The sequence below is a fragment of the Polynucleobacter sphagniphilus genome (assembly GCF_001953355.1).
Classification (GTDB): Bacteria; Pseudomonadota; Gammaproteobacteria; order Burkholderiales; family Burkholderiaceae; genus Polynucleobacter; species Polynucleobacter sphagniphilus.
In genome coordinates this window covers 254,961-279,064 of sequence record NZ_MPIY01000017.1, presented here as the reverse complement: position 1 = coordinate 279,064, position 24,104 = coordinate 254,961, and the positions used below count along the sequence as shown (strand labels likewise).

At 45.4% G+C, this 24,104-nt stretch carries 33 protein-coding genes; 7 read left to right on the top strand and 26 right to left on the bottom strand.

The genetic code is table 11. The features are described from left to right. Window positions 1-148: 148 nt before the first annotated feature. Window positions 149-733: a tyrosine-type recombinase/integrase gene (locus BOQ04_RS10220; RefSeq protein WP_076024688.1), complete on the bottom strand. Its 585-nt coding sequence runs from the start codon at window positions 731-733 to the stop codon at window positions 149-151. Between the two features lie 1,066 nt (window positions 734-1,799). Here BOQ04_RS10220 and BOQ04_RS10215 point away from each other — a divergent pair. From BOQ04_RS10215 to BOQ04_RS10745, 3 genes are read left to right on the top strand one after another with little or no spacing between them, the layout of a single operon-like run. Continuing rightward, entirely contained in the window at window positions 1,800-2,240 is a 441-nt protein-coding gene (locus BOQ04_RS10215; RefSeq protein WP_076024687.1) for a DUF6641 family protein, read from the top strand. Between the two features lie 55 nt (window positions 2,241-2,295). Continuing rightward, on the top strand, window positions 2,296-2,442 hold the full coding sequence (locus BOQ04_RS10870; RefSeq protein WP_198929328.1) for a hypothetical protein: 147 nt from the start codon (window positions 2,296-2,298) through the stop codon (window positions 2,440-2,442). Window positions 2,443-2,444: 2 nt separating this feature from the next. Continuing rightward, window positions 2,445-2,600, top strand: a complete 156-nt coding sequence (locus tag BOQ04_RS10745) for a hypothetical protein (RefSeq protein ID WP_158025496.1) — start codon at window positions 2,445-2,447, stop codon at window positions 2,598-2,600. 30 nt (window positions 2,601-2,630) lie between these two features. Here the strand turns inward: BOQ04_RS10745 and BOQ04_RS11080 are convergent, their stop codons facing one another. Then, a complete protein-coding gene (locus BOQ04_RS11080; RefSeq protein ID WP_143742194.1) occupies window positions 2,631-2,822 on the bottom strand; it encodes a hypothetical protein in 192 nt (63 codons plus the stop codon). Window positions 2,823-2,947: 125 nt separating this feature from the next. Next, entirely contained in the window at window positions 2,948-4,336 is a 1,389-nt protein-coding gene (locus BOQ04_RS10205) for a porin (RefSeq protein ID WP_076024597.1), read from the bottom strand. A 209-nt stretch (window positions 4,337-4,545) separates the two neighbouring features. Here BOQ04_RS10205 and BOQ04_RS10200 point away from each other — a divergent pair, with 209 nt between their 5' ends. Further along, window positions 4,546-5,964, top strand: coding sequence for a tetratricopeptide repeat protein (locus tag BOQ04_RS10200; protein ID WP_076024596.1), 1,419 nt, complete (start codon window positions 4,546-4,548; stop codon window positions 5,962-5,964). 10 nt (window positions 5,965-5,974) lie between these two features. Here BOQ04_RS10200 and tatC read toward each other — a convergent pair whose 3' ends face one another. From tatC to hisB, 10 genes are all read right to left on the bottom strand, one after another. Then, on the bottom strand, window positions 5,975-6,754 hold the full coding sequence (gene tatC / locus BOQ04_RS10195; RefSeq protein ID WP_076024595.1) for a twin-arginine translocase subunit TatC: 780 nt from the start codon (window positions 6,752-6,754) through the stop codon (window positions 5,975-5,977). 29 nt (window positions 6,755-6,783) lie between these two features. After that, window positions 6,784-7,260: a Sec-independent protein translocase protein TatB gene (gene tatB, locus BOQ04_RS10190; RefSeq protein WP_076024594.1), complete on the bottom strand. Its 477-nt coding sequence runs from the start codon at window positions 7,258-7,260 to the stop codon at window positions 6,784-6,786. A gap of 26 nt (window positions 7,261-7,286) precedes the next feature. Next, window positions 7,287-7,508: a Sec-independent protein translocase subunit TatA gene (tatA, locus tag BOQ04_RS10185; RefSeq protein WP_076024593.1), complete on the bottom strand. Its 222-nt coding sequence runs from the start codon at window positions 7,506-7,508 to the stop codon at window positions 7,287-7,289. Window positions 7,509-7,524: 16 nt separating this feature from the next. After that, complete coding sequence (locus BOQ04_RS10180; RefSeq protein ID WP_076024592.1) at window positions 7,525-7,881, bottom strand: histidine triad nucleotide-binding protein; 357 nt, start codon at window positions 7,879-7,881, stop codon at window positions 7,525-7,527. Between the two features lie 25 nt (window positions 7,882-7,906). Beyond that, on the bottom strand, window positions 7,907-8,308 hold the full coding sequence (locus tag BOQ04_RS10175) for a phosphoribosyl-ATP diphosphatase (protein WP_076024591.1): 402 nt from the start codon (window positions 8,306-8,308) through the stop codon (window positions 7,907-7,909). Window positions 8,309-8,370: 62 nt separating this feature from the next. Further along, entirely contained in the window at window positions 8,371-8,778 is a 408-nt protein-coding gene (gene hisI, locus BOQ04_RS10170; RefSeq protein WP_198929327.1) for a phosphoribosyl-AMP cyclohydrolase, read from the bottom strand. Between the two features lie 25 nt (window positions 8,779-8,803). After that, window positions 8,804-9,562, bottom strand: coding sequence for an imidazole glycerol phosphate synthase subunit HisF (hisF, locus tag BOQ04_RS10165; protein ID WP_076024589.1), 759 nt, complete (start codon window positions 9,560-9,562; stop codon window positions 8,804-8,806). Between the two features lie 22 nt (window positions 9,563-9,584). Then, window positions 9,585-10,346, bottom strand: coding sequence for a 1-(5-phosphoribosyl)-5-[(5-phosphoribosylamino)methylideneamino]imidazole-4-carboxamide isomerase (gene hisA / locus BOQ04_RS10160; RefSeq protein ID WP_076024588.1), 762 nt, complete (start codon window positions 10,344-10,346; stop codon window positions 9,585-9,587). Between the two features lie 20 nt (window positions 10,347-10,366). After that, a complete protein-coding gene (gene hisH / locus BOQ04_RS10155) occupies window positions 10,367-11,026 on the bottom strand; it encodes an imidazole glycerol phosphate synthase subunit HisH (protein WP_076024587.1) in 660 nt (219 codons plus the stop codon). Window positions 11,027-11,081: 55 nt separating this feature from the next. After that, window positions 11,082-11,669 carry an imidazoleglycerol-phosphate dehydratase HisB gene (gene hisB, locus BOQ04_RS10150; RefSeq protein WP_076024586.1) on the bottom strand — a complete coding sequence of 196 codons (588 nt, stop codon included), beginning with the start codon at window positions 11,667-11,669 and terminating at the stop codon, window positions 11,082-11,084. Window positions 11,670-11,785: 116 nt separating this feature from the next. Between hisB and hisC the strand changes: the two genes are divergently transcribed. The 3 genes from hisC to BOQ04_RS10135 all read left to right on the top strand — a co-directional run bounded on the left by hisC (window position 11,786) and on the right by BOQ04_RS10135 (window position 13,566). Continuing rightward, the gene (gene hisC / locus BOQ04_RS10145; protein WP_076024585.1) at window positions 11,786-12,859 is read left to right on the top strand and encodes a histidinol-phosphate transaminase; all 1,074 of its coding nucleotides are present in this window, start codon (window positions 11,786-11,788) and stop codon (window positions 12,857-12,859) included. Between the two features lie 106 nt (window positions 12,860-12,965). Further along, the gene (locus BOQ04_RS10140; RefSeq protein ID WP_076024584.1) at window positions 12,966-13,244 is read left to right on the top strand and encodes a type II toxin-antitoxin system RelE/ParE family toxin; all 279 of its coding nucleotides are present in this window, start codon (window positions 12,966-12,968) and stop codon (window positions 13,242-13,244) included. Between the two features lie 10 nt (window positions 13,245-13,254). Then, window positions 13,255-13,566, top strand: a complete 312-nt coding sequence (locus tag BOQ04_RS10135) for a HigA family addiction module antitoxin (RefSeq protein ID WP_076024583.1) — start codon at window positions 13,255-13,257, stop codon at window positions 13,564-13,566. A gap of 6 nt (window positions 13,567-13,572) precedes the next feature. Here the strand turns inward: BOQ04_RS10135 and hisD are convergent, their stop codons facing one another. The 13 genes from hisD to BOQ04_RS10070 are packed head-to-tail and all read right to left on the bottom strand — an operon-like array spanning window position 13,573 to window position 24,077. Beyond that, on the bottom strand, window positions 13,573-14,904 hold the full coding sequence (hisD, locus tag BOQ04_RS10130; protein ID WP_076024582.1) for a histidinol dehydrogenase: 1,332 nt from the start codon (window positions 14,902-14,904) through the stop codon (window positions 13,573-13,575). A 16-nt stretch (window positions 14,905-14,920) separates the two neighbouring features. Continuing rightward, window positions 14,921-15,547 (bottom strand): ATP phosphoribosyltransferase, encoded by a 627-nt coding sequence (gene hisG / locus BOQ04_RS10125; protein WP_076024581.1) that lies wholly within the window; start codon window positions 15,545-15,547, stop codon window positions 14,921-14,923. A gap of 20 nt (window positions 15,548-15,567) precedes the next feature. After that, on the bottom strand, window positions 15,568-16,842 hold the full coding sequence (murA, locus tag BOQ04_RS10120; RefSeq protein WP_076024580.1) for a UDP-N-acetylglucosamine 1-carboxyvinyltransferase: 1,275 nt from the start codon (window positions 16,840-16,842) through the stop codon (window positions 15,568-15,570). 30 nt (window positions 16,843-16,872) lie between these two features. After that, complete coding sequence (locus BOQ04_RS10115; protein ID WP_076024579.1) at window positions 16,873-17,121, bottom strand: BolA family protein; 249 nt, start codon at window positions 17,119-17,121, stop codon at window positions 16,873-16,875. Window positions 17,122-17,178: 57 nt separating this feature from the next. Further along, window positions 17,179-17,964 carry an ABC transporter permease gene (locus BOQ04_RS10110; protein WP_076024578.1) on the bottom strand — a complete coding sequence of 262 codons (786 nt, stop codon included), beginning with the start codon at window positions 17,962-17,964 and terminating at the stop codon, window positions 17,179-17,181. Then, complete coding sequence (locus tag BOQ04_RS10105) at window positions 17,961-18,713, bottom strand: ABC transporter ATP-binding protein (RefSeq protein ID WP_076024686.1); 753 nt, start codon at window positions 18,711-18,713, stop codon at window positions 17,961-17,963. The genes BOQ04_RS10110 and BOQ04_RS10105 overlap by 4 nt, the downstream gene beginning before the upstream one ends. A gap of 3 nt (window positions 18,714-18,716) precedes the next feature. Beyond that, window positions 18,717-19,064, bottom strand: a complete 348-nt coding sequence (locus tag BOQ04_RS10100) for an STAS domain-containing protein (RefSeq protein ID WP_338130197.1) — start codon at window positions 19,062-19,064, stop codon at window positions 18,717-18,719. Continuing rightward, window positions 18,991-19,635 (bottom strand): MlaC/ttg2D family ABC transporter substrate-binding protein, encoded by a 645-nt coding sequence (locus tag BOQ04_RS10095; protein WP_083657589.1) that lies wholly within the window; start codon window positions 19,633-19,635, stop codon window positions 18,991-18,993. The genes BOQ04_RS10100 and BOQ04_RS10095 overlap by 74 nt, the downstream gene beginning before the upstream one ends. Window positions 19,636-19,693: 58 nt before the next feature. Continuing rightward, entirely contained in the window at window positions 19,694-20,443 is a 750-nt protein-coding gene (locus tag BOQ04_RS10090) for an MlaA family lipoprotein (protein ID WP_076024576.1), read from the bottom strand. Next, window positions 20,440-20,922: an outer membrane lipid asymmetry maintenance protein MlaD gene (mlaD, locus tag BOQ04_RS10085; RefSeq protein ID WP_076024575.1), complete on the bottom strand. Its 483-nt coding sequence runs from the start codon at window positions 20,920-20,922 to the stop codon at window positions 20,440-20,442. The genes BOQ04_RS10090 and mlaD overlap by 4 nt, the downstream gene beginning before the upstream one ends. 20 nt (window positions 20,923-20,942) lie before the next feature. Beyond that, the gene (mlaE, locus tag BOQ04_RS10080) at window positions 20,943-21,740 is read right to left on the bottom strand and encodes a lipid asymmetry maintenance ABC transporter permease subunit MlaE (protein WP_076024574.1); all 798 of its coding nucleotides are present in this window, start codon (window positions 21,738-21,740) and stop codon (window positions 20,943-20,945) included. Further along, entirely contained in the window at window positions 21,737-22,603 is an 867-nt protein-coding gene (locus BOQ04_RS10075; protein ID WP_198929326.1) for an ABC transporter ATP-binding protein, read from the bottom strand. Before BOQ04_RS10075 ends, mlaE begins: the two co-directional genes overlap by 4 nt. Before the next feature lie 10 nt (window positions 22,604-22,613). Beyond that, window positions 22,614-24,077: a glutamate synthase subunit beta gene (locus BOQ04_RS10070; protein ID WP_076024573.1), complete on the bottom strand. Its 1,464-nt coding sequence runs from the start codon at window positions 24,075-24,077 to the stop codon at window positions 22,614-22,616. Window positions 24,078-24,104 lie beyond the last annotated feature (27 nt).

Here is a 24,104-nt window from a genome sequence, read left to right as displayed (position 1 = left end):
ATTAAAAAGCAGGGTTTTTGTATGGTTAGTAAAAAACCCTGCTTTTTAATAAACCCAATATCCCCTGTTCTCCAAGCCCTATCCAGCTTGGTTTGCAAGACCATCAAATCCTTCCCATCCTTACAAACCTTCCTTACCTTGCCTACCATCACACCATAGCCAAACCTTCCACAGCATTACGCATAAGTTCGCTATTGCAGTCTATATAGCATTGCACGCTACTGAGTGCCTTGTGCCCACTTAATCCCATAATCACTCGCACACTAATACCTTTGTTTGCCAGCGTAGTAATGAAGGTTCTGCGTGATGAGTGACTACTTGCGCCATCCAGCCCCACACGCTTATAAAGATAATGGAAGTGCTGACACAAGGTTGAACTTGAAAATCCGTCGCTGTCACGCTTTTGGCTATAGAAGAACTTGTTGTTTGGATCGGCGTTGGCATATACCTTTGCATATTGCTGTAGTTCTTTGCGCAACTTCTCATTCACAAATACTGCTCGTGCCTCATTCGTCTTTGTGTTCTCTGCCAATAAGCGTATTTCATTCTTAATGTTGCCTTCGCCATCTACTACATCTTTAATGCGTAAGCTAGCAACTTCGCTGACACGCATACCGGTGTTAAACATCATCAATACCAATGCTCTGTTGCGTAGTGCGTGTTTACGTGTTGCCACATAATCAAGCACTCTGCGTATTTCTGTGCTGTTTAGAACTTTTGCCTGCTTCGCCATAGTTTCTTTTCCTAACCAAAGTTTTGCTATAGCTACATTATTTTTTCTTTTGTTTTTTTCTGCGACCGATTTATGCCAATTTGTTAGCAAATTAAATTCCTTCCAATAATCAATGAGATATGCTGTTTTCGTAGCGAAATGTAAGGAAATACGAAATTCCTTACATATTGCTATTTAGCGGAGATGTGGGTTTTAGACTACAGAAATACGCAGACTTGCATATAGCGTCTATACGCAGTTTTTAATAATCTCTGTTTAAGTAGATATTCACAGTCGTAGTTAAATTGCTTACAGCTTGGATTTGAGGTGTTTAAGTATTAGAAGCAACCTACTGCGTAGTTTGCTTGTGTTTCGCAAAAGCTATCGCTTTTACTCACACATCTTTTTTTGAATTTAATTTATAAGATTGGTATTTGATTTTGCTTTTTAATCCCTTTTGCTAGGAACCATAAGCCACGCTCATTTAAGAGCGTAGCGATAAAAAACCTTTTGCTGAGGTTTTACATAACTGATATACACACAACTTGATTTAACAAGAGAAGGTAGGTTTTGCTATCACCTTTTATGTGCTCGTCTAACGCAACATATCCACAGCCTATATCAGTAGCTTTGTGGAGTGTTTGTGGGTTTAATTGTGGCATTCCCACTCACTTTAATTTGCGTATCACTACGCTCTAACCATTACAGCATCGCAAACGCTTCTACACAGTGGTGTGGCATTTAAGGCATCTAGCATCAAGCTAGGTAGTGCGATACAGCGAACAATGAGTAGTTCAATTGCTTACCGTCACACAGCAGAACGGATTACGCAGCACTATTGCATTCGGCGTGCCAACCTTTATGTCTCATTTGTATAGTTATTTATACATAACCAAATAATCCGCAATATTTCCTGTCCATTTGTTTGGTTTATATGGCAAATACACGGCATTTTCAGGTCGTCCAAGTGCGTCTTCCGAATTTACAGTTGTTATATAGGGTTTAAGGAAAAGCAGGGTTTTTGCTGCGTGTAAAAAGTCTGCTTTTTGCTAAACCATATGCCAAAACAACTTATGGAGAAGATGAAATGAGCACATTAGACGGACTAAAACTGAGTACAGCAAAAAAACCAACACATATACCTACTGTCGTATTTCGTCGCAACAAGCTATCAATCAAGTTGTGGGAGCAAATACAGTTAGCTAAAAGTCAAATTGACGGTACTACTTTTGCAGTAAAGAAATTTCGGACTGTAAAAGATAAAGAAACTGGTTTGCGTAAAAACGTGGAAGTAAATAAGCGTCTGCGTGAATGGTGGTTTAAGAATGAGCAGGGTAAGGTTTGCGTGTCAATTAAATACGGTAGTCAGCTTATTGAGTTGGCAAAAGGCAAGCACAGCGTAGAGTGCGACACAGCACAAGGTTTGATTAAAGCGTTAGAGCAAATTAAAACGGCTGTTGAGCAAGGTGAGCTCGATACGCAGATAGCTGCGGCAAGCGTGACTTTGCGTAAAGGCTTTAATAAGTAATTTCTCACCGTAGTGTCGTGTTTGGCACGACAGCACGACACTACTAAATACTTGTATGCACAAATACAAAGCAACAGTTAAAGCAGGCGGAATATGGGCAGAGACAATTCTCTACGCACAAAATCAAGCACAAGCCTACGCACTCTTCAAATCCATCTTCGGAGCCGTAAATGTTCCACATCAACCACAGCAAGTAGCCTAATTATGCGTATCGCAGAAATTACCAACACAAGCAAACCAACAACGCCAGAGCAACAACGCATCACCGCACTTCAACAACAAACCAAACAAGCACAACAACGTGTCAAACAAGAACGTATTAGACAACAGCAACAAAAGTTAAATCAACAACGCTCCTAACTTAGCAATACGCTTTACAAGTAATCGAGCTTACTTACTTGTTTCTGATTGAGTTTGTGTATCACCAGAACTGGGTCCCAAATCCACAGGCTTACTTGTTATCTCATTTTTTACCCAATTTGCGCTACCAGTAATATCTTCACCAATGCCAGCTACTGTATTACAGGCTGTTAGCGTGATTAATACCGATATAGCACATACTGCACTGATCACAATTCGCATTTCAACCCCAATTAAAAGTTTGCATAACTTATTTTACGCAAAGAAAAAACCCACTGCATTTCTACAGTGGGTTTTGATTTACAACTTTTTTTCTAAATTTATAACTGACCTAAGTCAGCGTTAAATTAGAAAGTGTGACGCATACCAATACCGTAAGTCTGTTGACCAGACAAGGTTGCAGTAGTCGCACCACCAGCAGTTGTTGCGTAGCTATACTTTTGACCACCGGTTAAAGTTGTATTGCCAAGCAATGCATACAAGTTAGTACGCTTGCTCAAACTGTAGTCAACAACCAAAGCTTCGTACTGGGCTGTACCTGTGCAACCACCAGTGCCGCTGCCAAACACTGTGAGGGTGGCGCCGCTGCAAGAGGATGCACCAGCTGGTCCAGCTTGTGGTGTACCAGCATAGTAGTAAGCACCAGATACTTTAATAGTTGGAGTTAGTTGATACTGAGCGCCAATCCAAGCTACGTTAACAAAGTAGTTAGCTTGACCTGCAACGTTTGCCAATGAAACGCCACCTGTTGTAGTAGCCAAGTTGTAGTTTTGGAAGTTGCTAGGTGTACCAATCAACTCACGCTCGTAACCACCTTTGAATACCAAGCTGTCTGTTGCTTCATATTTGGCTGTCAACATATAAGCCGTTGTGTTCACAACGGTATTGGTGTAAAAGTTAACGTTGATTGATTGTGTATTAGGATTTATCGAACCTAAAGTAGCAGTAGTGTTTTGCCCCGCCGATAAATTCATTGCATCAGTAGTGTGTGATGCAATGGCTTGGATACCAAACTTACCAGCTTCGTAACCAACTTGTGCGCCCGATGTTGTACCCATTGTGGTTTGGCTAGCAAAGCCACCAGGTGCGTACAACAAGTTAGCGTTAAAGCCGTTTGATTTCCAAACATACTTCAAAGCGCCGTCAACACGAGCTTGGTCTGTACGACCAGCGCCACCGTATGAACCGGAGTACTGGAGTGGAGAAACAGCAAATGCTGTGACTGGATCATAGTTACCGATGTTGTCTAACATCAGGTTTTGTTGACGACCAGCTGTCAATGTACCGAACTTGTCATTGGAGAGTCCAACGAATGCGCCACGGTTAAACAATTGACCTTGGATGGATGAGTCGCCTGAAATGTTTGCGCTTTTGCCTTGGTTCAAGATACCTGTGTTACCAAGTTCACCAGTTGATGGGCTAAAGCCTTGCTCCAAAGTGAAAATCGCCTTTGTACCACCACCTAAATCTTCAGAACCTTTGAAACCCAAGCGGCTCATAGACTCGCCGTTACTGGAAATACCAAAAGTTGAACCAGGCTTAATGGTTGAACCACCAGTTCCATTTGAGCCAGCCAATGCAGCAGGAACAGTTGAAGCTGTTGAGTTCAAGTTACCAGAATTGGTTTGACCGATTGCAGCAACGTCCAAAATACCGTACACAGTCACGCTGGACTGAGCTTGAGCAGCGCCAGCAAATGCTGTCATTGCTGCAACTGCTAATAGCGATTTTTTCATTCTTTAAATCTCCATAAATTGAAAGTAATGCCCAAATAAAAACTGGGACCTACGAATTTTGCTTGTTTTGCCCAGCTAGACTGAGGGTCAGGGTATTTAGGAGTTCTTTTTGCTTGTCAAAAGGCAGTTTTTTGGCTTTCTTCGTTGTATCACTGCAACAAGGGTCCTTTTTTTATGTGTTTTAGGGCCTTAGATGTCAAAATTGTCATATGGCAAGTCGTGAATTCTTAAAAATCCTCAAATCAGCCCGTTTAGGTGATGTTTCCGCGCAACAACAATTAGCATCAGCCTATCTGACTGGCGCTTTCAACACCCCTATCCAGCCTGCTAATGCCTTGATTTGGCTAGAGAAATCAACTATTTCAATTGCAAATCAGGCACTTAGCAATTTAAGCTCAAGTAAATTACCTAATTCCTTATTTTTAGATCAAGTCTCAGCCATTCCCTTAGCTGAGACCTTTCATTCACCTGCTTTTGGCTTTGGCTGGCGAACTTTTTGGGAAATTGCAGAGGCAAATACGCCATTTAGTGCCGCAGCACAGTGGCAACTTGCAGACCTACTATTGAACCCACTCAAGAAAGATCTCCAAGCTGAATTAGCGCGCTGGCTTCAATCGCACGAGCCCGATACTAATTTTTTAGAACGTCAAGAAAGCGCAAAAACTTATTTAATGCTTTTGGCACAATCTGATTCAGTATTTACCCCCCAAGCAAAAGAGTTGCTCATTAAATTGCAACCAAAGAATGAGGCACTCTCCTCACTATGGTCAGCTTGGCTTGTCGACAAGAATGAAGATGCCTTAATACAAGCTGCCGAATTAGGCCTAACAATTGCAAAGCTGACGCTTGGCTTAAAGCTCGCACAGCTTGATGAAAACACGGCGACCAAAAGGGTTGTTAACGGAAAATCAAATGCCTCACTGAAAAAAGCTGCGCACTGGTTAGAGCTTGCTGCCAAAGATGGTGATCGAGATGCATGGTTTGCCTTGGGCGAAATATATCGACGCCCGCAATTTTCTGGGTACAACGCCAATGAAAGCGATCGCTGTTTTGAAAATGCAGCTGACCTCGGTCACCCACAAGCGCAATTTAGAAGGGGTGCCAACTTATGGCGCAAACGCGAAAAGCTTCAAGAGAAAGTACGTGGCCTTCAAGCATCTTATTGGGTATGGCAAGCACATCAGCAAGGCATTACAGAAGCCGGAGAGCTACTTAGCAAAATTCTAGAAAGCGTTCCCCACCCCAAAAAGAATGCTTGGCATGAATTAGCATGTCTGGCTGAGCGGGTTTTGGAGAATCATGCCGAACATAAGATTGATGAAGAGTGGTTATTCATGTGCCATCGAATCATCATTGCCAATCAATTTAACTTGAGCAAAGCAGAACTTTTACTTTGCGAAGTGGGTCAACTACAGCATGAGCATTGTGTCGTGGTCGACATTCGCTATGAGCTACCTAAAATTTTGCCGCGCTTGATTCAGATAGACACTATTAAACAGCGTCGTTCTTTGCTCGCCGCTGGCAAAGCGTTTGCTGGAACGGAATCAGAAGAGGGGAATCTGCGCCAACGCCGTTATCGCTTTGATCGAGTATGCGCCTGGTTAAACGAAACTTTTGCTGTTGCCTAAGCTCTAAATATTAGCTATTGGCGCCTGGTATTTCTTCTTCATCTGATGGCTTAGGTGCATAAAAACGCGCTACCAAGATACCCAATTCATAAAGAAGAACCATCGGGACAGCCAAGAGCAATTGTGAGAGCACATCTGGTGGCGTCACCACGGCAGCCACAATGAAAGCCCCAACCACCACATAGGGACGAATCTCTTTGAGCTTTGCTAAAGAGACCATACCCATACGAACCAGCACGACCACTACTACTGGCACCTCAAAGGTGATACCAAAGGCCAAAAAGGTGGTCATTGCAAAACTGAGGTAATTATCAATGTCAGTAGACATTTCCGCACCCAGTGGAGCGTTGTAGTGGGCCATAAAGCGAAAGACTGTTGGGAATACCAAGAAGTAGGCAAATGACATGCCTACTATGAATAAAGCGTAGCTACTAATCACCAAGGGCAAAATGAGTCTACGCTCATGCAGATAAAGGCCAGGCGCAATAAATGCCCAAAGTTGATACATCACCACTGGCAATGCAATTAAGAAGGCGACTAGCATGGTGACCTTCATCGGCACAAAGAAGGATCCAGTCACATCAGTCACAATCATCTTACCGCCGGCGGGTAAAGCCTCCAGCAAAGGCTGGGCAAACAAATGGAAAATATCAGGCGCCCAATAAACCAAACAAACGAAGGCAAGCAGAATTGCTGCAGAGGCTTTAATAATCCGATCGCGCAACTCAAAGAGATGCGAGAGAAAGGATTCTTGCAAACCGGAATCTTCGGTGGACTGGTTTTCCGTCATGAATAAATAATTACTTTTAATGAGCAGTGTTATTTGAGAGCGCTATGGTGAAAGCGCTTCATTCTAGCTGCACCAGATTGCACGCGTGTGCGCATACCAGAGCTGCGCTTGTACCAGGTAGGACGCGCCGCCCTTTTAACACCCCAACTATTTCGGCCTTGACGTTTTGTTTTACGCAGAACCTCGACCTCATCCAAGACAGGTCTTGTGAAATTACTTTCATAGATATCGGCCTGATCGCTTAAATGGGCATTCGCCTCTTGCACAGTTGAGTGAATACTATTCTCAACTTCCTTCAAGGCAGCGGCACTCTCCTCGCGTAGCTGCTTAAATTCTTCGACTTCCATCTGGCGATTGACTTCGGATTTCACTTCAGCCATGTAGCGCTGTGCGCGCCCTAGTAAAGTGCCTGCCATCCGGGCAACCTTAGGTAGACGCTCAGGGCCGACTACCACCAAAGCGACTACTGCGATGAGTGCGAGTTTGGATACGCCAAGATCAATCATTTAGATTGCCGCACTCGCCTATCAACTTATTTGTTTACGTCTTTAGCATGCACATCTACAGTGTGATCTGTAGGAGCCGCATTTTGACTGATTTGCTCTTTGGTCTCAGTGCCAGATTGCATGCCTTCTTTGAAGCCCTTCACGGCACCGCCTAAATCTTGGCCAATGTTGCGTAATTTTTTGGTGCCAAACACCATCATCACAATGACCAACACAATTAACCAATGCCAAATGCTAAATGAACCCATTTTTACTCTCCTTGGATTATTTTTTCCAGGGGCGTGGACCGCCCATCACATGCAAATGCAGGTGATACACCTCCTGCCCTCCATCTACACCATTGTTCACCATCACGCGGAAACCACCCTCTTTACCTGGGCGACATCCTTGCTCTTTGGCAAGACGCGGTGCTAATTCCATCATTCTACCTAGCAAAGGCGCATCGCTGGCTTCTGCAGCCTCCAACATGGGGATATGCTTTTTAGGAATCATCAAGAAATGCACTGGCGCTGCCGGATGAATGTCTTTAAAGGCACAAATCTCATCATCTTCGTACACTTTTGCCGAAGGTATTAATCCTTGAGAAATCTTGCAAAACAAGCAATTGGGGTCGTGAGTCATGCGTTTGCCCTTACTTTTTTTCTTTTTACTCTTGACCGGCTGCTTTTCTAGCAGCCTTTTCTTCAATTCCAGAAGTACCTAGCCTGCGCTCAAGCTCAGCGATGATGTCTTCGGGACGAAGTTCAAACTGGGATAAAGCAATGAGGCAATGAAACCAAAGGTCTGCCATTTCTCCGACAAAAAGTTGTTGATGCTGGGCCGACAAGCCAGCATGGCGAGCATCTTTGGCTGCCATCACAGTCTCGGTAGCCTCTTCTCCTATTTTTTTCAAAATGCCGTCATCACCCTTCGAAAAGAGCAAAGCAGTATAGGAAGTCTTAGGATCAGCTGTGCCTGACTTAAAAGCATCACGTCGCTGATCAACCACGTCAGCCAAATGCGCCAATGCAGAATCTAAGTTTTTGGAAGAATTCGCCGAACTAGTCATGCAGCAATTTTATGTCTTTTATGGAAAAGAAGTGCTTTAAGTGAGAATTGAGCCTCATTTCCCTATTTTTTGGATTGAGACTCATCTACCCAGCGGGCACTGTCAGCGTCCCACCGCTTAAAGAAGCAGCTATGCTCCCCCGTATGACAGGCAATACCGTCTTTTTGCTCCACTACCAGCAAAATCGTATCGCCATCACAATCAAGATGGATTTCTCTCACCTTTTGTGTGTGGCCTGATTCCTCGCCCTTATGCCAAAGCTTTTGCCTTGACCGAGTCCAGTAAACCGCCTCACCCAAACGTAGAGTAGCCAACAAGGCATCTCGATTCATCCAGGCCATCATTAAGATATCTTTACTACCTAGCTCTTGTGCAATCACCGGCACCAAACCTTGCTCATTCCAGGTCACTTCATCTAACCAGGTGCCGGCTTGCAAATTTTCAACAGGGGCAAATGTCTTTGTTTGCATATTCATCAATATCCGTAATGTCCGCTTAGATCCGCACGGGAATACCTTGGCTAGCCATATATTCTTTTGCCTGTTTTACGGTGAACTCACCATAATGAAAAATACTTGCAGCTAAAACTGCATCTGCATGGCCCTTTGTAATGCCATCGACTAAATGCTGGAGATTACCAACGCCACCGGATGCAATCACGGGCACACTCACAGCATCGCTTACGGCTGCAGTTAATTCAAGATCAAAACCATCTTTACTGCCATCACGGTTCATGCTCGTTAAGAGAATCTCGCCAGCACCACGTTTTGCAACCTCACCAGCCCAAGTCACTACATCCATTCCAGTGGCTGTTCTGCCGCCGTGAGTAAATACCTCCCAGCTACCAGAGTCCGTTTTTTTCGCATCTATAGCCACCACAATGCACTGCGAGCCGTAATAAGCTGCTGCATCTGAAACTAAATCGGGGTTGGCTACTGCTGATGAATTCATGCTCACTTTATCAGCGCCCGCATTGAGTAAACGACGCACATCACCAACAGCCCGTACTCCACCGCCAACAGTCAGGGGAATAAACACTTGTGAGGCCACATCTTCAATGATATGAAGAATTAAATCACGCCCATCCGAGGTTGCCGTGATATCTAAAAAGGTTAATTCATCGGCACCTTGTAGATCATAGCGACGTGCAATTTCTACTGGGTCGCCTGCATCTCGCAGACCAACGAAATTCACCCCTTTAACAACACGGCCAGCCGTCACATCCAGACAGGGGATGATACGTTTGGTTAACACTTGCGGTTCGCTCGCACTAGCATTAAATAATTTTCTTGGTGAACTGAAGGGTCAGTTCATCCGCATACTTTTGCGCAGCAGTTAAATCTAGATCGCCAGCATAAATAGAGCGGCCAGCAATCACACCCATAATGCCCTCTTCTTCCGCTCTGCACAGCGCTTCAATATCTTGATTGTTTGATAGGCCGCCACTAGCAATCACTGGAATGCGTATCGCCTGAGCCAATTTAATGGTGGCATCCATGTTGACACCCTTGAGCATACCGTCGCGACCAATGTCCGTATAGATAATGGCTTCGACCCCATAATCTTCAAATTTTTTAGCCAAATCAATCACTTCATGACCTGTGATCTTGCTCCAACCATCGGTAGCCACTTTGCCATCACGTGCATCCAAGCCAACCATGATGTGCCCCGGAAATGCAGTACAGGCATCTTGTACAAACCCTGGGCTTTTGACTGCTGCAGTACCAATGATGACCGTGCTAATTCCATCATCTAGTAAACGCTCGATCGTATCTAAATCACGAATACCACCACCCAATTGAACCGGAATCTCATCGCCCACTGCTTTTAAGATCGATTTAATGGCTGACTCATTCTTTAACTTCCCCGCAAAAGCACCGTTCAAGTCAACCAAATGCAAACGGCGGGCACCTTTGCTAATCCAATGCGCGGCCATTGCCCCTGGGTCTTCTGAGAAAACAGTAGCCCTATCCATATCACCTTGTTCGAGTCGAACACAGTGACCGTCTTTTAAATCAATTGCAGGAATCAGCAGCATAGTAGTGCGTTAGAGAGTTATTAAGGTTGCCAAGAAACAAAATTTTTATACAGCTTTAATCCGTATTCTGCACTTTTTTCTGGATGAAATTGTGTCGCGAAAATATTATCCCGTGCCACTGCAGAGGTAAACCAATCGCCATACTTAGTTGAGCCAGCGATATCATCCTGATTCTGTGGTGTCACATAGTAGCTATGCACAAAGTAAAAGCTGCTTAAATCTGGAATACCTTCCCAGAGGGGGTGTTTTTTATCTTGCCGAACTTGATTCCAGCCCATATGGGGAACTTTATAGGCAGAACCATCGGGCTGCAGCTTTCCAGCCAATTCAAAACGCCGTACATCACCCGGTATTAAGCCCAGGCATTTTGTCCATGCTGAATGCGCACCAGAACGAATCTCAGCACTTTGATCAAAAAGCATTTGTTCACCAACACAAACGCCTAACAGGGGTTTATTTTTGGCAGCCTCTAAAAGGGCATGAAGCAGGCCTGATTCTTTGAGATGCCTCATACAATCAGGCATTGCTCCCTGACCAGGCAGTACCACGCGCTGGGCAGTCATGATCTCCTCAGGAGTGCGCGCAATGAGTACATTAGCATCTGGCGCTACATGATGAAAGGCTTGATAGACCGAACGAAGGTTGCCCATTCCATAGTCTACGATCGCAATTGTTTGCACTAACTAATAACCTATTTTCTGCTGTATTTTCACCAAACAATTAGGGCAATATCAATTACAGACTGCCTTTGGTGGATGGAACAGCACCGGATGCACGTGGATCAATCTCCAATGCCATGCGCAAAGCACGGCCAAAGGCCTTGAAAACCGTTTCAATTTGATGATGCGCGTTAATACCGCGCAAATTGTCAATGTGAAGGGTCACTCCAGCATGGTTCACAAATCCGCGGAAAAATTCAATGCTCAAGTCCACATCGAAGTCACCTACTCGCGCACGGGTAAAAGGCACATTAAATTCTAAGCCTGGACGGCCAGAAAAATCGATGACAACCCGGGAAAGCGTTTCATCCAAAGGAACGTAGGAGTGGCCATAGCGAGTAATGCCCGCCTTATCACCAACCGCCTTTGCAAAAGCTTGTCCCAAGGTGATTCCCACATCCTCAACCGTGTGATGATCATCAATGTGGGTATCACCCTTTGCGATCACTTTTAAATCAATCATGCCGTGACGGGCAATTTGATCGAGCATATGATCTAAGAAAGGTACGCCAGAGGCGAGCTCTGCCTTACCAGTGCCATCTAAATTGATAGCAATTTGAATTTTGGTTTCCGAAGTGTTTCGGGTAACGTCGGCTTGCCGCATGCTTCATTGCGCCGCGAGGCGAAGTGTTGATTGAAGCCTCATAATATCATTCCTAAAGGCAGTACAAATATCCAAATTGCCTAACTTTCTACCCAATTTTTAACTTGAGCACCCTCATGAGCCGCTTTTGGAGTCCTACAGTACAAAACTTAACCCCATACGTGCCCGGGGAACAACCGCAGATGCAGCGTTTGGTAAAGCTCAATACAAATGAGAGTCCTTATGGACCATCCCCTAAGGCATTAACGGCTATTAACAGCCAAAACAATGCCGATTTGCGTCTTTATCCTGATCCAGAAGGATTGGCGTTGAAAAAAGCCATTGCTCATTTACATGGTCTGGAGCCAAACCAAGTTTTCTTGGGCAATGGCTCAGATGAAGTCTTGGCCCACGTTTTCCTGGGCCTACTAAAGCACCAAGATGCCGTTCTTTTTCCGGACATCACCTACAGTTTCTATCCCGTGTACTGCAAACTCTTTGGTATCGAATACCAAACCATTCCGCTCGGTCCAGAATTTGAAATCCGCACAGCAGATTACATAAAGCCCAACGGGGGCATTATTTTCCCCAATCCGAATGCCCCAACCGGTAAAGCATTGCCTCGCTCTGAAATCGAAGCACTCCTCTCTGAAAATAAAAATTCTGTTGTAGTAATCGATGAGGCATATGTCGATTACGGGACAGCATCCTGCATTCCTCTGCTGCACGGGGCTGCTTGCCCCGAAAACTTATTGGTCGTACATACACTCTCAAAGTCACGGGCTCTAGCTGGCCTGCGTGTTGGATTTGCAGTGGGCCATCCAGATCTGATTGCTGGTCTTGAGCGTGTTAAGAATAGCTTCAACTCCTACCCACTCGGTCGGCTAGCACAAGCAGGTGCAATTGCCGCAATTGAGGATCAAGCGCATTTACTTGAAACCACCAACAAGGTCATGCAAACGCGTAAACGCTTGGTTGAAGAATTAAAAGCGTTGGGCTTTGAAACCCTCCCCTCAAGTGCCAACTTTATTTTGACTCGCCACCCACAACGGGCAGGTGAAGATCTCTATCAAGCATTACGCGAGCGTGGCATCATCGTCCGCCACTTCAAATCACCACGGATCGCAGATTACTTACGCATCACCATTGGGACAGACGAACAAAGCAATGAATTGGTAATGGCACTAAAAGATATCACCAATAACCTTTAAACCTTCGATTTACCTCAAACACACCATATTGATTGGCCTACCAAGTAAAAAGGTTGGTCTCGTACAAAAGTTTACTGTTTACCGATAAGTGATATAAAATACACATATGATTCAATCGTTCAAATGTGCTGATACGGAAAATCTTTTCATTACTGGCAAAACAAGGCATTTTTCTTCGATTAAGTCAGTTGCAGAGCGAAAGCTGCAGCAGTTAGATAGCGCGGTCACTTTATGCTTCCTAAGATCGCCACCGGGCAATCATCTTGTGAGCTTGAGTGGAAAGCACTCTAATCAATATAGCATTCGCGTTAATGTGCAGTGGTGGATCTGTTTTATTTGGACTGAATTAGGGCCCGCAAATGTGGAAATAGTTGACTACCACTAATGGAGAAGTTATGAAGAATGGAATGAGAGCGATTCACCCTGGTGAAATATTAAGGGAAGACTATCTATTACCCTTAGGCATGAGTGCGAATGCGCTGGCAAAAGCCTTACATGTAACTCCCGCAAGAATTAATGATGTCGTAAGAGAGCTAAGGGGAATTACGCCTGATACGGCATTACGTTTAGCGCGTTATTTTGGAGGCGATGCACAATCTTGGCTAAATCTCCAACAAGCTTATGACCTGAAGAAAGCTGAAAAGGCTGTCGCCAAGAAAATTGCTAATGAGATTCAGCCTCTATCTTTAGAACGGCTAGCTGCTTAAGAACCTCTAAAGTACTGTCTTGAGCCTCATCTCCGCTGCACGAGCATGGGCTTGTAAACCCTCACCATGAGCCAAGGTGCTAGCAACAGCGCCTAAAGTTTGAGCACCAGCCTCACTTACTTCAATCATGCTTGAGCGCTTGATAAAGTCATACACACCCAAGGGTGATGAGAAGCGGGCAGTTCGGGCGGTTGGTAAAACGTGATTAGGGCCAGCGCAGTAGTCACCTAGTGACTCACTGGTGTAGTGACCCATAAAGATCGCACCCGCATGGCGAATCATGTCAGCCCACTTACGTGGCTCTGCTGCGCAGATCTCCAAATGCTCTGCAGCAATGGCATTGGCTATCTCACAGGCCTGGGACATATCCTCAACCTGAATCAATAAAGCACGGTTAGTCAAAGAAGTTTCGATGACTTTTCTTCTCGGCATCTCAGGAAGTAATTTACTAATACTGACCTGAACTTGCTCAATAAATTGAGCATCAGGACAGAGCAAAATGGATTGCGCTAATTCATCATGCTCTGCTTGAGAGAACAGATCCATCGCAACCCAATCGGGATTGCTTGTGCCATCAGCAATCACCAAGATTTCTGAGGGGCCGGCAATCATATCGATCCCCACAAGCCCAAATACACGTCTTTTAGCTGCGGCTACAAAGGCGTTTCCTGGGCCTACAATTTTGTCTACAGATGGTATGGTTTGCGTGCCATATGCCAAAGCACCTACGGCCTGAGCACCACCGATAGTAAATACGCGATCCACTCCTGATAAATGGGCCGCTGCCAGGACTAGAGGATTGCGCGCACCATCGGGTGTGGGTACAACCATGATGACTTCTTTAACACCAGCAACTTTTGCAGGAATGGCATTCATCAAAACAGAAGATGGGTAAGCAGCTTTACCGCCCGGGACATAAATTCCAACGCGATCAAGTGGTGTTACTTTTTGACCTAGACGTGTGCCATCGGCTTCCTCGTACTCCCAAGAGTGGCAACCTGCCTCTATTTTTTGCCGCTCGTGATAAGCGCGTACGCGCTGTGCCGCAACATCTAATGCACTCTTTTGCTCGGCAGATAAAGTATCGTAAGCAAGCTTAAGCTCTTGCCGAGAAATTTCTAACTGCGCAACACTGGTAACATTTAAACGATCAAATTGATGTGTCAGTGCAATCACCGCTTCATCGCCTCGCGACTTCACGTCAGCCAAAATGCGCACAACCGCAGCATCAATTGCCTCATCATCTGCCATCGGCAAAGAGAGGCTTGATAAGAGGGTTTCTCTAAAGCCGGGGTCTTGGCTTGTTAAGCATTTAATCGGAATGCGTACTGAGGACATGAATAATTAGCTTGTCTTACTTGAGTAGTTCAAAAATGGGCTGGAGTTGAGCACGCTTGCGTTTGTAAGATGCTTGATTCACCACTAAACGAGCGCTGATGTCGGCCATCGGCTCGACCTCAACCAGACCGTTTGCGCGCAAAGTGTTGCCTGTGGAAACCAAGTCTACGATCGCATCGGCCATACCAACCAGAGGCGCAAGCTCCATCGAACCATAGAGCTGGATGGTATCGACATGCACGCCCTTGTTTGCAAAATGTTCACGGGCACAATTGACATATTTGGTGGCCACCTTCAAACGGGAGCCTTGCTTGACTGCAGCTGCGTAATCAAAACCTTCGCGAACCGCTACAGACATACGGCACTTGGCGATACCTAAATCATAAGGAACATAGAGTCCGTCAGTTCCTTTTTCCATCAGTACATCTAGTCCAGCCACACCAAAATCTGCGCCACCGAATTGCACATAGCTAGGTACATCCGAAGCACGCACAATAATGAGACGCACCTCTGGATTGGAGGTCTCAATAATCAGTTTGCGTGACTTCTCTGGATCCTCTAAGGGACGAATTCCGACCTTAGCCAGAATGTCAGCAGTTTCTTCGAAGATGCGCCCCTTCGAGAGGGCTAGTGTTAACTTCATGGACTAATTATCCACCAGGCTTACTTGACGCGCACAATGTTGGCCCCCAAGAGGGTCAACTTCTGCTCCATACGGTCATAACCGCGGTCGAGGTGATAAATCCGATCAACCTGTGTCTCACCTTGAGCTGCTAAACCAGCAATCACCAAGCTTGCTGATGCCCTTAAATCGGTGGCCATCACAATGGCCCCTGAAAGCGCTTCTACCCCTTGGGCAATTGCGGTATTGCCCTCAATAGCAATATCGGCACCGAGGCGATTTAATTCTTGAACGTGCATGAAACGGTTTTCAAAGATAGTTTCAGTAATCGTTGCATTACCCGAGGCTATTGCATTGACTGCCATTAACTGCGCCTGCATATCTGTTGGGAAGGCTGGATACTCAGAGGTACGGAAGCTCACTGCCTTTGGACGCCCACTCATCGATGCCTTAATCCAGTCAGAGCCCACCTCCATCTTCAAGCCTGCTTCCTGTAATTTCACAATCACCGCATCTAAGGTGCCCGGACGACAGTGCTTTACTAAGATCTCACCTCCAGCAGCGGCAACAGCACATAAGAAGGTTCCCGCTTCAATGCGATCCGGAATCACCGAATGCTCTGCGCCGTGCAACTTGTCTACACCCTCAATGACCAAGCGATCAGTACCAATGCCTGTGATTTTGGCACCCATTTTGACCAACAGCTCTGCTAAGTCACCAACCTCGGGTTCGCGTGCTGCATTTTCTAGAATGGTCGTACCGTTAGCCAAGCTTGCAGCCATCAGCAAATTTTCCGTACCAGTCACAGTGATCATGTCGGTCAAAATCGAAGCGCCTTTTAAGCGATTCTGCGGAGATGGCGTTTCTGCCTGAATATAGCCGCCCTCAATTTTGATGGTGGCGCCCATCGCTTTGAGGCCTTTGATATGTTGATCGACAGGACGGGCCCCAATTGCGCAACCTCCAGGCAGAGAGACTTTTGCACTGTGCATTCTGGCAAGCAAAGGGCCTAATACCAAGATGGAAGCACGCATGGTTTTAACCATCTCATACGTTGCTTCAGAGCTTTTTATATTTCCTGCATTTAGCGCCACATAACTTCGGTCAGCTGCATCTGGAAAACGCACTTCAACACCAATCTCCTGCAAAAGCTTGAGCATAGTGCGCACATCCTGCAAATCAGGCACGTTACGCAAGGTAATCGTTTGATCGGTCAATAGGCATGCGCACAAAATCGGTAATGCCGCATTTTTAGCTCCGGCAATAATCACCTCTCCCTGCAGAGGGCTGCCACCGACCATTCGTAATTTATCCATCAAGCAATCTCGTAATAGCGAATTAATTTTTTATGAAGCTGACTGCGCAGCAAATTCATCGGGAGTAAAAGCTTTGATAGAGAGTGCATGCACTTCTGCTTTCATGCGATCACCCATGGCGCCATAAACCAATTGGTGACGCTGAACCAAACGTTTACCCTCAAAATCTGGGCTCACAATGGTTGCAAAAAAATGCTGTCCATCACCCTCAACCTGAATATGAGTGCAAGGCAAACCCTGCTTGATATAGCCCTCAATTTGCTCGGGGGTTGGCAACATCTCAATCTCCTAATGGGAAGTGGGTAACAAAAAGGTAAAAAAAATACATACCAAGTTTTAATGCCGTAACTTATAGCCTTTTTGTAGTAAGCGCAATGCAATAGTAGAAACTACAATAAAGAAGCACAACACGATTGCCAGACTCTTCCATGGGGAAATATCAGATACCCCAAAGAAACCAAAACGGAATCCATCGATCATATAAAAGAATGGGTTGAAATGGGAGACGGCCTGCCATGTTGGTGGCAAGGAATGAATCGAATAAAACACACCCGATAACATTGTGGCGGGCATGATGATGAAATTCTGGAATGCTGCCAGCTGGTCATACTTATCCGCCCAAATCCCGGCAATTAAACCCATGCTACCCAAAATGGCCGCCCCTAAAAAAGCAAAAACCATAATCCATAAAGGATACTCAAGCGCAGGGGAAAAATACCATGCGGTTGCCAGAAAAACACCAGTGCCTACGACTACACCACGACAAACAGCAGCTAAGACATAAGCTCCATAGAATTCAAAATGACTCAGGGGCGAGAGCAAAACAAACACGAGATTACCTGTCACCTTAGATTGAATCAAGGAAGAGGAGGTATTAGCAAAAGCATTTTGCAAAACACTCATCATGACCAAACCAGGTATCAGAAAAGCGGCATAACTTATGCGGCCATAGACTTCCTTACCCTCTAGTACATGACCGAAAATCATCAGATAAAGAATTGCCGTTAGGACAGGTGCTGCTACGGTCTGAAAGGCTACCTTATAAAAACGCTTTACTTCCTTGCGCAATAAAGTGGGGAAGCCGCTGCCATACTTCAGTGGAGGATTTTTTACATTCTTCACAGTGCATTCCCAGCCATGATGTTGAGAAACACATCTTCAAGATCTGTTTTTCCTTCGCCATCTTTTTTCACCGAACCATAGCGACTTAATAGATTAGCAGTGGTATCTAAAGCCACAATCTTTCCTTGCTTGAGCATGGCAATACGCTGACACAAAGCCTCGGCTTCCTCAAGGTAATGCGTTGTCAACACAATCGTATGGCCATCTTGATTAAGCCTGCTAATAAATTGCCATAAAGATTGGCGCAATTCCACATCTACTCCTGCGGTTGGCTCATCAAGAATGATCACTGGCGGGCGATGCACTAAAGCCTGAGCAACTAACACTCGACGTTTCATACCACCTGATAAGGAGCGCATATTACTGTCAGCCTTATTGGTGAGTCCTAAGTTGGCAATAATTTCGTCGATCCAAGCCTCGTTATTTTTAATCCCAAAATAACCCGATTGAAATTGCAAGGTTTCACGAACCGTGAAAAAAGGATCAAACACCAACTCTTGGGGAACAACACCCAGCATGCGACGTGCCTGACGAAAGTCAGCCTGTACGTTCGCCCCCATGATTGCGGCACTGCCCGAATCGGCACTAACCAAACCGGCCAATATAGAAATCAGGGTAGTCTTGCCGGCACCATTGGGTCCAAGCAAACCAAAAAATTCTCCTGGTCCAATCGTGAGCGATACGTTATCAAGGGCCTGCAGAGCACCATAGCACTTCGATATATTTTTAACCGATATAGCAGCGTGCATCACTCACAAACCCAACAAAGTCGAAATGCCGTATACACCAGCCAACACTCTCAATTTTTCCGGGACATTAGTAATAAGAAGCTGCTGATGTTTGGCTCTCAATCTCGTTTGCCAAGAGATTAAGACGGTTAAAACTGAAGAATCAAAATTATTCAAATGAGAACAATCCACCGTTGCCAGTGCCGGCAAATTCAATAAGCCCTCTTTCTCTAAATGAAGAGCAGTTTCATGAGTAACCGTAGAAGGCAAAAGAAAAGGCATGATTGAAGATTTCGGATTAATTGCTTGGCTTAGCTGTTGCCAATTGCTTATTGCGCTCTTGCAAAAATTTGATGAGCCCTTCAATACCATTCTGGCTAATTTGATTTGCAAACTGATTGCGATATGCCTCAACCAACCAGACGCCCATAATGTTCATATCATAGACTTTCCACCCAGTAGGTGTTTTTTCCATGCGATAGTCCAAAGGTACTGGATCGCCACGCCCCAGCACTACCGTCTTTACAACCACCTCTTGATCATCGGGGCTGGCGCGCAATGCCTTATATTGAACTGTCTGATCACGTAATTGGCTTAATGCACCCGAGTATGTGCGAATCAGCAATGTTCGGAATTCGGATACCAATTGGGTCTGCTGTTCAGGGGTTGCTTTTTTCCAGTTTGGGCCCATTGCCATCTCAGTAGTGCGGCGCATGTCGGTGTACGGAACAATTTTCTTGTCCACCAAATCAACCACACGGGGAATATTTCCTTTTTGTATCTCAGGATCAGACTTCACAGAAGTCATGACATCCGAGACCACCGATTTAATCAGACCATCTGGAGTAGATTGATCCGGCGTCTGGGCAAATAAGCTGGTGCCCACCAAGAATAAGCCGGCAGCAAATACGGAAAACCACGCTTTGAGTATTCTCGTTTTCATATGTTCAAGTTCCAGCTAATTGTGATGTCAGATTCATTTTAAGATGCCTAAAGGTTGATTATTCATAACCATTTTCATACACGGGCATCAAAGGCTCTTCATCTTCGCGTCCCTCATGAATCTGATACTCACGCCTCTGAATATAAGCATCTCGCATAAAGCTGTATTTATCAATTGCTGCGCCATCTAGCAAATCACCAGCCTCGTAATAGGTATTGCGAGTATTTACAACGCGAAGGCCGGTAACGCTATTACGCACACCAATATTTTTTACATATTTAAAGAGATAGTCGGACTCTAGGTCAGCAACTGTTCCAAAAGTGTCCCTCACTGAACTTGGGCCAAAGAAAGGTAAGACTACGTAAGGTCCAGAAGGAACACCCCACACACCAAAGGTCTGACCCCAGTCTTCTTTATGTTTTTCCAAGCCGCCTGGAGTTGCCATATCAATCAATCCACCCAAACCAAAGGTGGTATTGACGACAACGCGCATTAAATCGCTAGCAGCGTAATCAGGCTTACCCTGCAAGAGGTTATTTAAGGCCGTGTAAATATCGTTGTAGTTACTAAAGAAGTTATAAATCCCCTCGCGCACAAACTCAGGCAAGACAAAGCGATAGCCAGCAACAACCGGCTTTAGTAGATATGCATCTAAACCTTCATTAAATTCAAACACTGATCTATTAAAGGGCTCCCATGGATCATTGGGGGATGGTTCAACCCCAGCGGGAATCGATGCGCAAGCAACTAGTAAAGAGGCTAAGCCAAGCAGAATTAGCTGTTTCAGCTTTGCACTCAACAAACTCATTTTGCTGCCGCCCTTTCTTGTCCACTATCGGCTGCCTTGTTATACAAAAATTGACTAATCAGGTTCTCCAGAACAATCGCTGATTGTGTTTGAGTCAGCTTACCCCCATTGGCGAGCATCGTGTCAGACCCACCTGCTTCAAGCCCAATATATTGCTCACCAAGCAATCCAGATGTGAGAATTTTTGCTGATGAATCGACAGGAAACTGATATGCATCTTCTATAGTCATTGCTACAGTGGCTTGATAGGTTTTGTCATCAAATGAAATGCTCGAGATGCGACCTACCACTACACCAGCACTTTTGACCGGTGCACGTGGTTTTAGCCCGCCAATATTGTCAAAGCGCGCAGAAATCGTATAGGTTGGCGCAAAGGACACTGCATTCATATTGCCAACTTTGAGGGCGAGGAACAATGCCGCCAATAAGCCAATGGCAACAAAAATGCCCACCCAAATATCAATCGCGCTTTTTCTCATAAGAGCCCCAGTTTATCTTTCTAATTTGAAAACATCATGGCAGTCAGCAAGAAATCCAAAGCCAAGACTGTTAAAGAAGAAATAACTACAGTACGTGTAGTCGCTTGTGAGACCCCTTCAGGGGTCGGTTTGGCTTCGTAACCCTGATATAAAGCAATAAAGGTTACGGCTACACCAAACACCATACTTTTAATCAAGCCATTGCCGATATCAGAAAAGAGGTCTACCCCACCCTGCATTTGAGACCAAAAAGCCCCAGAGTCAACTCCAATTAAAGGCACACCCACCAAATACCCGCCCAAAATGCCGACCGCTGTAAAAATAGTCGCCAAAATAGGCATAGCAATGATTCCTGCCCATAAACGGGGTGCAATGACACGACTTAATGGGTCGACCGCCATCATATCCATCGCGCTTAATTGCTCGCCCGCTTTCATGAGTCCGATTTCAGCGGTTAAGGAAGTACCGGCACGGCCCGCAAACAACAACGCTGTAATTACAGGACCTAATTCACGCGTTAAAGAAAGGGCAACCAATAAACCCAGTGCCTGCTCAGAGCCATAGCGATTTAAGGTGTAGTAACCCTGTAAGCCCAATACGAAACCTACAAACAGCCCTGAAACCGCAATAATTACAAAAGAATGATTACCAACAAATAAGATTTGATCTGAAACTAAGCGCGGCCTTTTAAGCAAAAAACGGGAGCGCCAAATCACAGCCGCAAACATTCGGGTTGCCAAACCAAGGCTAGTCAGGTTGCGTCGAATAAAAAATCCAAGATCGCCAAATAGATCAAGTAACCCATGAAATAGAGTCATGAGGTCCTCACTCCAAAATCATCTTCCAGAGCTTGTCCTGGATAATGAAATGGCACTGGACCATCTGGTGCGGCATCTAAAAACTGGCGCACAAATGGATCGGTAGAACGATTTAAATCAGCCGGCGTGCCTTCTGCAGCAATACGCCCATCAGCAATGAAATAAACATAGTCTGCAATTTCAAAAGTCTCTTCGACGTCGTGTGTAACCAATAGGCTGGTAGCGCCAAGTGCATTATTGAGATCGCGAATCAGCCTAGCGGTAATCCCCAAAGAGATTGGATCTAAGCCAGCAAATGGCTCGTCATACATGATCAGCGGCGGATCGAGCGCTATTGCGCGGGCCAGAGCAACTCGCCGTGCCATACCGCCAGATATTTGTGAGGGCATGAGATCACGAGCACCGCGCAAACCCACTGCATTTAATTTCATTAAAACCAAAGATCTCAATAGATCTTCGCTCAGATTGGTATGTTCACGCAATGGAAAGGCCACATTCTCAAAAACACTGAGATCTGTAAATAAAGCGCCGAACTGAAAAAGCATGCCCATGCGGCGTCTTGCCTGCATGAGTTGAGCTGAGTTCATGCGGCCAATATCTTGACCCTCAAACAAAACCTGCCCTGACTGGGCTGCTACCTGACCACCAATCAATCGCAGAATCGTGGTTTTGCCACAACCTGATCCACCCATGACAGCTACCACCTGGCCGCGACGGAACTCCATCTTGAGTCCCATCAAGATTTGCCGCTCACCAGGTGCATAGGAAAAGTTGACGTCCTTTATCGAGACAACAACTTCGCCTTCTACTTTTTCTTGCGCGCTTAAATGGGTATTCAAAGGATTAGGCTGGGCAGCGTTCATATTCCCGACATTATCGGGGTAAAACGGAAGACCCCATTAAATACTCATCTACTGCCTGAGCACATTGACGCCCTTCACGAATCGCCCAAACTACCAATGATTGTCCGCGGCGCATATCGCCAGCAGCAAATACCTTTGGAACATTTGTTTGATAAGCATCAGAACCATCCACCGTAGCCTTTGCGTTACCACGAGCGTCTTTCTCAACACCAAATGCGTTTAATACTTGCTGTGCTGGGGATACAAAACCCATGGCCAAGAAAACCAAATCTGCCTTAATCTCAAATTCAGAATTTGGCACTTCTGACATCTTGCCGTCTTTCCACTCCAAACGCACACCAATTAATTTCTCGAGTTTGCCGTTTTTGCCTTCAAAGCGCTTAGTTGCAACAGACCAATCGCGCTCGCAACCTTCTTCATGAGAAGAGGAGGTGCGCAATTTAGTCGGCCAATATGGCCATACCAATGGTTTATTTTCTTGCTCTGGTGGCTGTGGCAATAATTCAAACTGGGTAATGCTTGCTGCACCATGGCGATTAGAGGTACCAACACAGTCAGAGCCAGTGTCACCACCACCAATTACCACTACATGCTTGCCAGCAGCAGAAATTTCATTCTTAAAGTCACCAGCATTCTCTTTATTTTGTGGAATCAAAAATTCCAAGGCATAATGCACTCCCGCTAATTCACGACCTGGCACTGGTAAGTCACGAGGCTGCTCAGCGCCACCACTAATGACTACTGCATCAAAATCTTTCATCAATTGCTCTGGCGTTACTGTCTTGCTTGAATAATTCTTTACTTCTGCAGTCAGAGCTTCTTTACCAATAAATACACCGGTCTCAAATTTGACACCCTCTGCCTGCATTTGTTCTACGCGACGATCAATTAACCATTTTTCCATCTTGAAATCTGGAATACCGTAGCGCAATAGTCCGCCAACACGATCGTTCTTTTCATACACAGTGACATCATGACCCACACGGGCTAACTGCTGAGCTGCGGCCATACCGGCAGGGCCACCACCCACAACTGCAACCTTTTTGCCTGTTTTAGATTTGGGCGGCTGCGGTTTTACCCAACCATTTTCCCAGCCCTTATCGATAATTGCGTGCTCGATTGACTTAATACCTACGGGCGCACTGTTAATACCTAAGGTACATGCAGCTTCGCATGGTGCGGGGCAAATGCGGCCAGTAAATTCAGGGAAGTTATTGGTAGATTGCAAAACCTCTAACGCTTGTTTCCAATCACTCTGGAATACTAAGTCATTGAAATCAGGGATGATGTTATTGACAGGGCAGCCGCTATTACAAAATGGAATACCGCAGTCCATACAGCGCGCACCCTGTATCTTGGCTTCATCATCGCTTAAAGCAGCAACAAATTCTTTGTAATGATGGAGACGTTTTACGGGCGCTTCGTATGTTTCTTCGACGCGCTCGAAATCCATAAATCCAGTGACCTTACCCATATCGAATCCTCAGTATCTTTTTACTAT

What these genes read in the sequence shown, in the direction of transcription:
- BOQ04_RS10220 (WP_076024688.1), bottom strand. Translation starts at nt 733, where the DNA reads ATGGCGAAGCAGGCAAAAGTTCTAAACAGCACAGAAATACGCAGAGTG.
- BOQ04_RS10215 (WP_076024687.1), top strand. Translation starts at nt 1,800, where the DNA reads ATGAGCACATTAGACGGACTAAAACTGAGTACAGCAAAAAAACCAACA.
- BOQ04_RS10870 (WP_198929328.1), top strand. Translation starts at nt 2,296, where the DNA reads ATGCACAAATACAAAGCAACAGTTAAAGCAGGCGGAATATGGGCAGAG.
- BOQ04_RS10745 (WP_158025496.1), top strand. Translation starts at nt 2,445, where the DNA reads ATGCGTATCGCAGAAATTACCAACACAAGCAAACCAACAACGCCAGAG.
- BOQ04_RS11080 (WP_143742194.1), bottom strand. Translation starts at nt 2,822, where the DNA reads ATGCGAATTGTGATCAGTGCAGTATGTGCTATATCGGTATTAATCACG.
- BOQ04_RS10205 (WP_076024597.1), bottom strand. Translation starts at nt 4,336, where the DNA reads ATGAAAAAATCGCTATTAGCAGTTGCAGCAATGACAGCATTTGCTGGC.
- BOQ04_RS10200 (WP_076024596.1), top strand. Translation starts at nt 4,546, where the DNA reads ATGGCAAGTCGTGAATTCTTAAAAATCCTCAAATCAGCCCGTTTAGGT.
- tatC (WP_076024595.1), bottom strand. Translation starts at nt 6,754, where the DNA reads ATGACGGAAAACCAGTCCACCGAAGATTCCGGTTTGCAAGAATCCTTT.
- tatB (WP_076024594.1), bottom strand. Translation starts at nt 7,260, where the DNA reads ATGATTGATCTTGGCGTATCCAAACTCGCACTCATCGCAGTAGTCGCT.
- tatA (WP_076024593.1), bottom strand. Translation starts at nt 7,508, where the DNA reads ATGGGTTCATTTAGCATTTGGCATTGGTTAATTGTGTTGGTCATTGTG.
- BOQ04_RS10180 (WP_076024592.1), bottom strand. Translation starts at nt 7,881, where the DNA reads ATGACTCACGACCCCAATTGCTTGTTTTGCAAGATTTCTCAAGGATTA.
- BOQ04_RS10175 (WP_076024591.1), bottom strand. Translation starts at nt 8,308, where the DNA reads ATGACTAGTTCGGCGAATTCTTCCAAAAACTTAGATTCTGCATTGGCG.
- hisI (WP_198929327.1), bottom strand. Translation starts at nt 8,778, where the DNA reads ATGCAAACAAAGACATTTGCCCCTGTTGAAAATTTGCAAGCCGGCACC.
- hisA (WP_076024588.1), bottom strand. Translation starts at nt 10,346, where the DNA reads ATGCTGCTGATTCCTGCAATTGATTTAAAAGACGGTCACTGTGTTCGA.
- hisB (WP_076024586.1), bottom strand. Translation starts at nt 11,669, where the DNA reads ATGCGGCAAGCCGACGTTACCCGAAACACTTCGGAAACCAAAATTCAA.
- hisC (WP_076024585.1), top strand. Translation starts at nt 11,786, where the DNA reads ATGAGCCGCTTTTGGAGTCCTACAGTACAAAACTTAACCCCATACGTG.
- BOQ04_RS10140 (WP_076024584.1), top strand. Translation starts at nt 12,966, where the DNA reads ATGATTCAATCGTTCAAATGTGCTGATACGGAAAATCTTTTCATTACT.
- BOQ04_RS10135 (WP_076024583.1), top strand. Translation starts at nt 13,255, where the DNA reads ATGAAGAATGGAATGAGAGCGATTCACCCTGGTGAAATATTAAGGGAA.
- hisD (WP_076024582.1), bottom strand. Translation starts at nt 14,904, where the DNA reads ATGTCCTCAGTACGCATTCCGATTAAATGCTTAACAAGCCAAGACCCC.
- hisG (WP_076024581.1), bottom strand. Translation starts at nt 15,547, where the DNA reads ATGAAGTTAACACTAGCCCTCTCGAAGGGGCGCATCTTCGAAGAAACT.
- murA (WP_076024580.1), bottom strand. Translation starts at nt 16,842, where the DNA reads ATGGATAAATTACGAATGGTCGGTGGCAGCCCTCTGCAGGGAGAGGTG.
- BOQ04_RS10115 (WP_076024579.1), bottom strand. Translation starts at nt 17,121, where the DNA reads ATGTTGCCAACCCCCGAGCAAATTGAGGGCTATATCAAGCAGGGTTTG.
- BOQ04_RS10105 (WP_076024686.1), bottom strand. Translation starts at nt 18,713, where the DNA reads ATGCACGCTGCTATATCGGTTAAAAATATATCGAAGTGCTATGGTGCT.
- BOQ04_RS10100 (WP_338130197.1), bottom strand. Translation starts at nt 19,064, where the DNA reads ATGGTATTGAAGGGCTCATCAAATTTTTGCAAGAGCGCAATAAGCAAT.
- BOQ04_RS10095 (WP_083657589.1), bottom strand. Translation starts at nt 19,635, where the DNA reads ATGAAAACGAGAATACTCAAAGCGTGGTTTTCCGTATTTGCTGCCGGC.
- BOQ04_RS10090 (WP_076024576.1), bottom strand. Translation starts at nt 20,443, where the DNA reads ATGAGTTTGTTGAGTGCAAAGCTGAAACAGCTAATTCTGCTTGGCTTA.
- mlaD (WP_076024575.1), bottom strand. Translation starts at nt 20,922, where the DNA reads ATGAGAAAAAGCGCGATTGATATTTGGGTGGGCATTTTTGTTGCCATT.
- mlaE (WP_076024574.1), bottom strand. Translation starts at nt 21,740, where the DNA reads ATGACTCTATTTCATGGGTTACTTGATCTATTTGGCGATCTTGGATTT.
- BOQ04_RS10075 (WP_198929326.1), bottom strand. Translation starts at nt 22,603, where the DNA reads ATGAACGCTGCCCAGCCTAATCCTTTGAATACCCATTTAAGCGCGCAA.
- BOQ04_RS10070 (WP_076024573.1), bottom strand. Translation starts at nt 24,077, where the DNA reads ATGGGTAAGGTCACTGGATTTATGGATTTCGAGCGCGTCGAAGAAACA.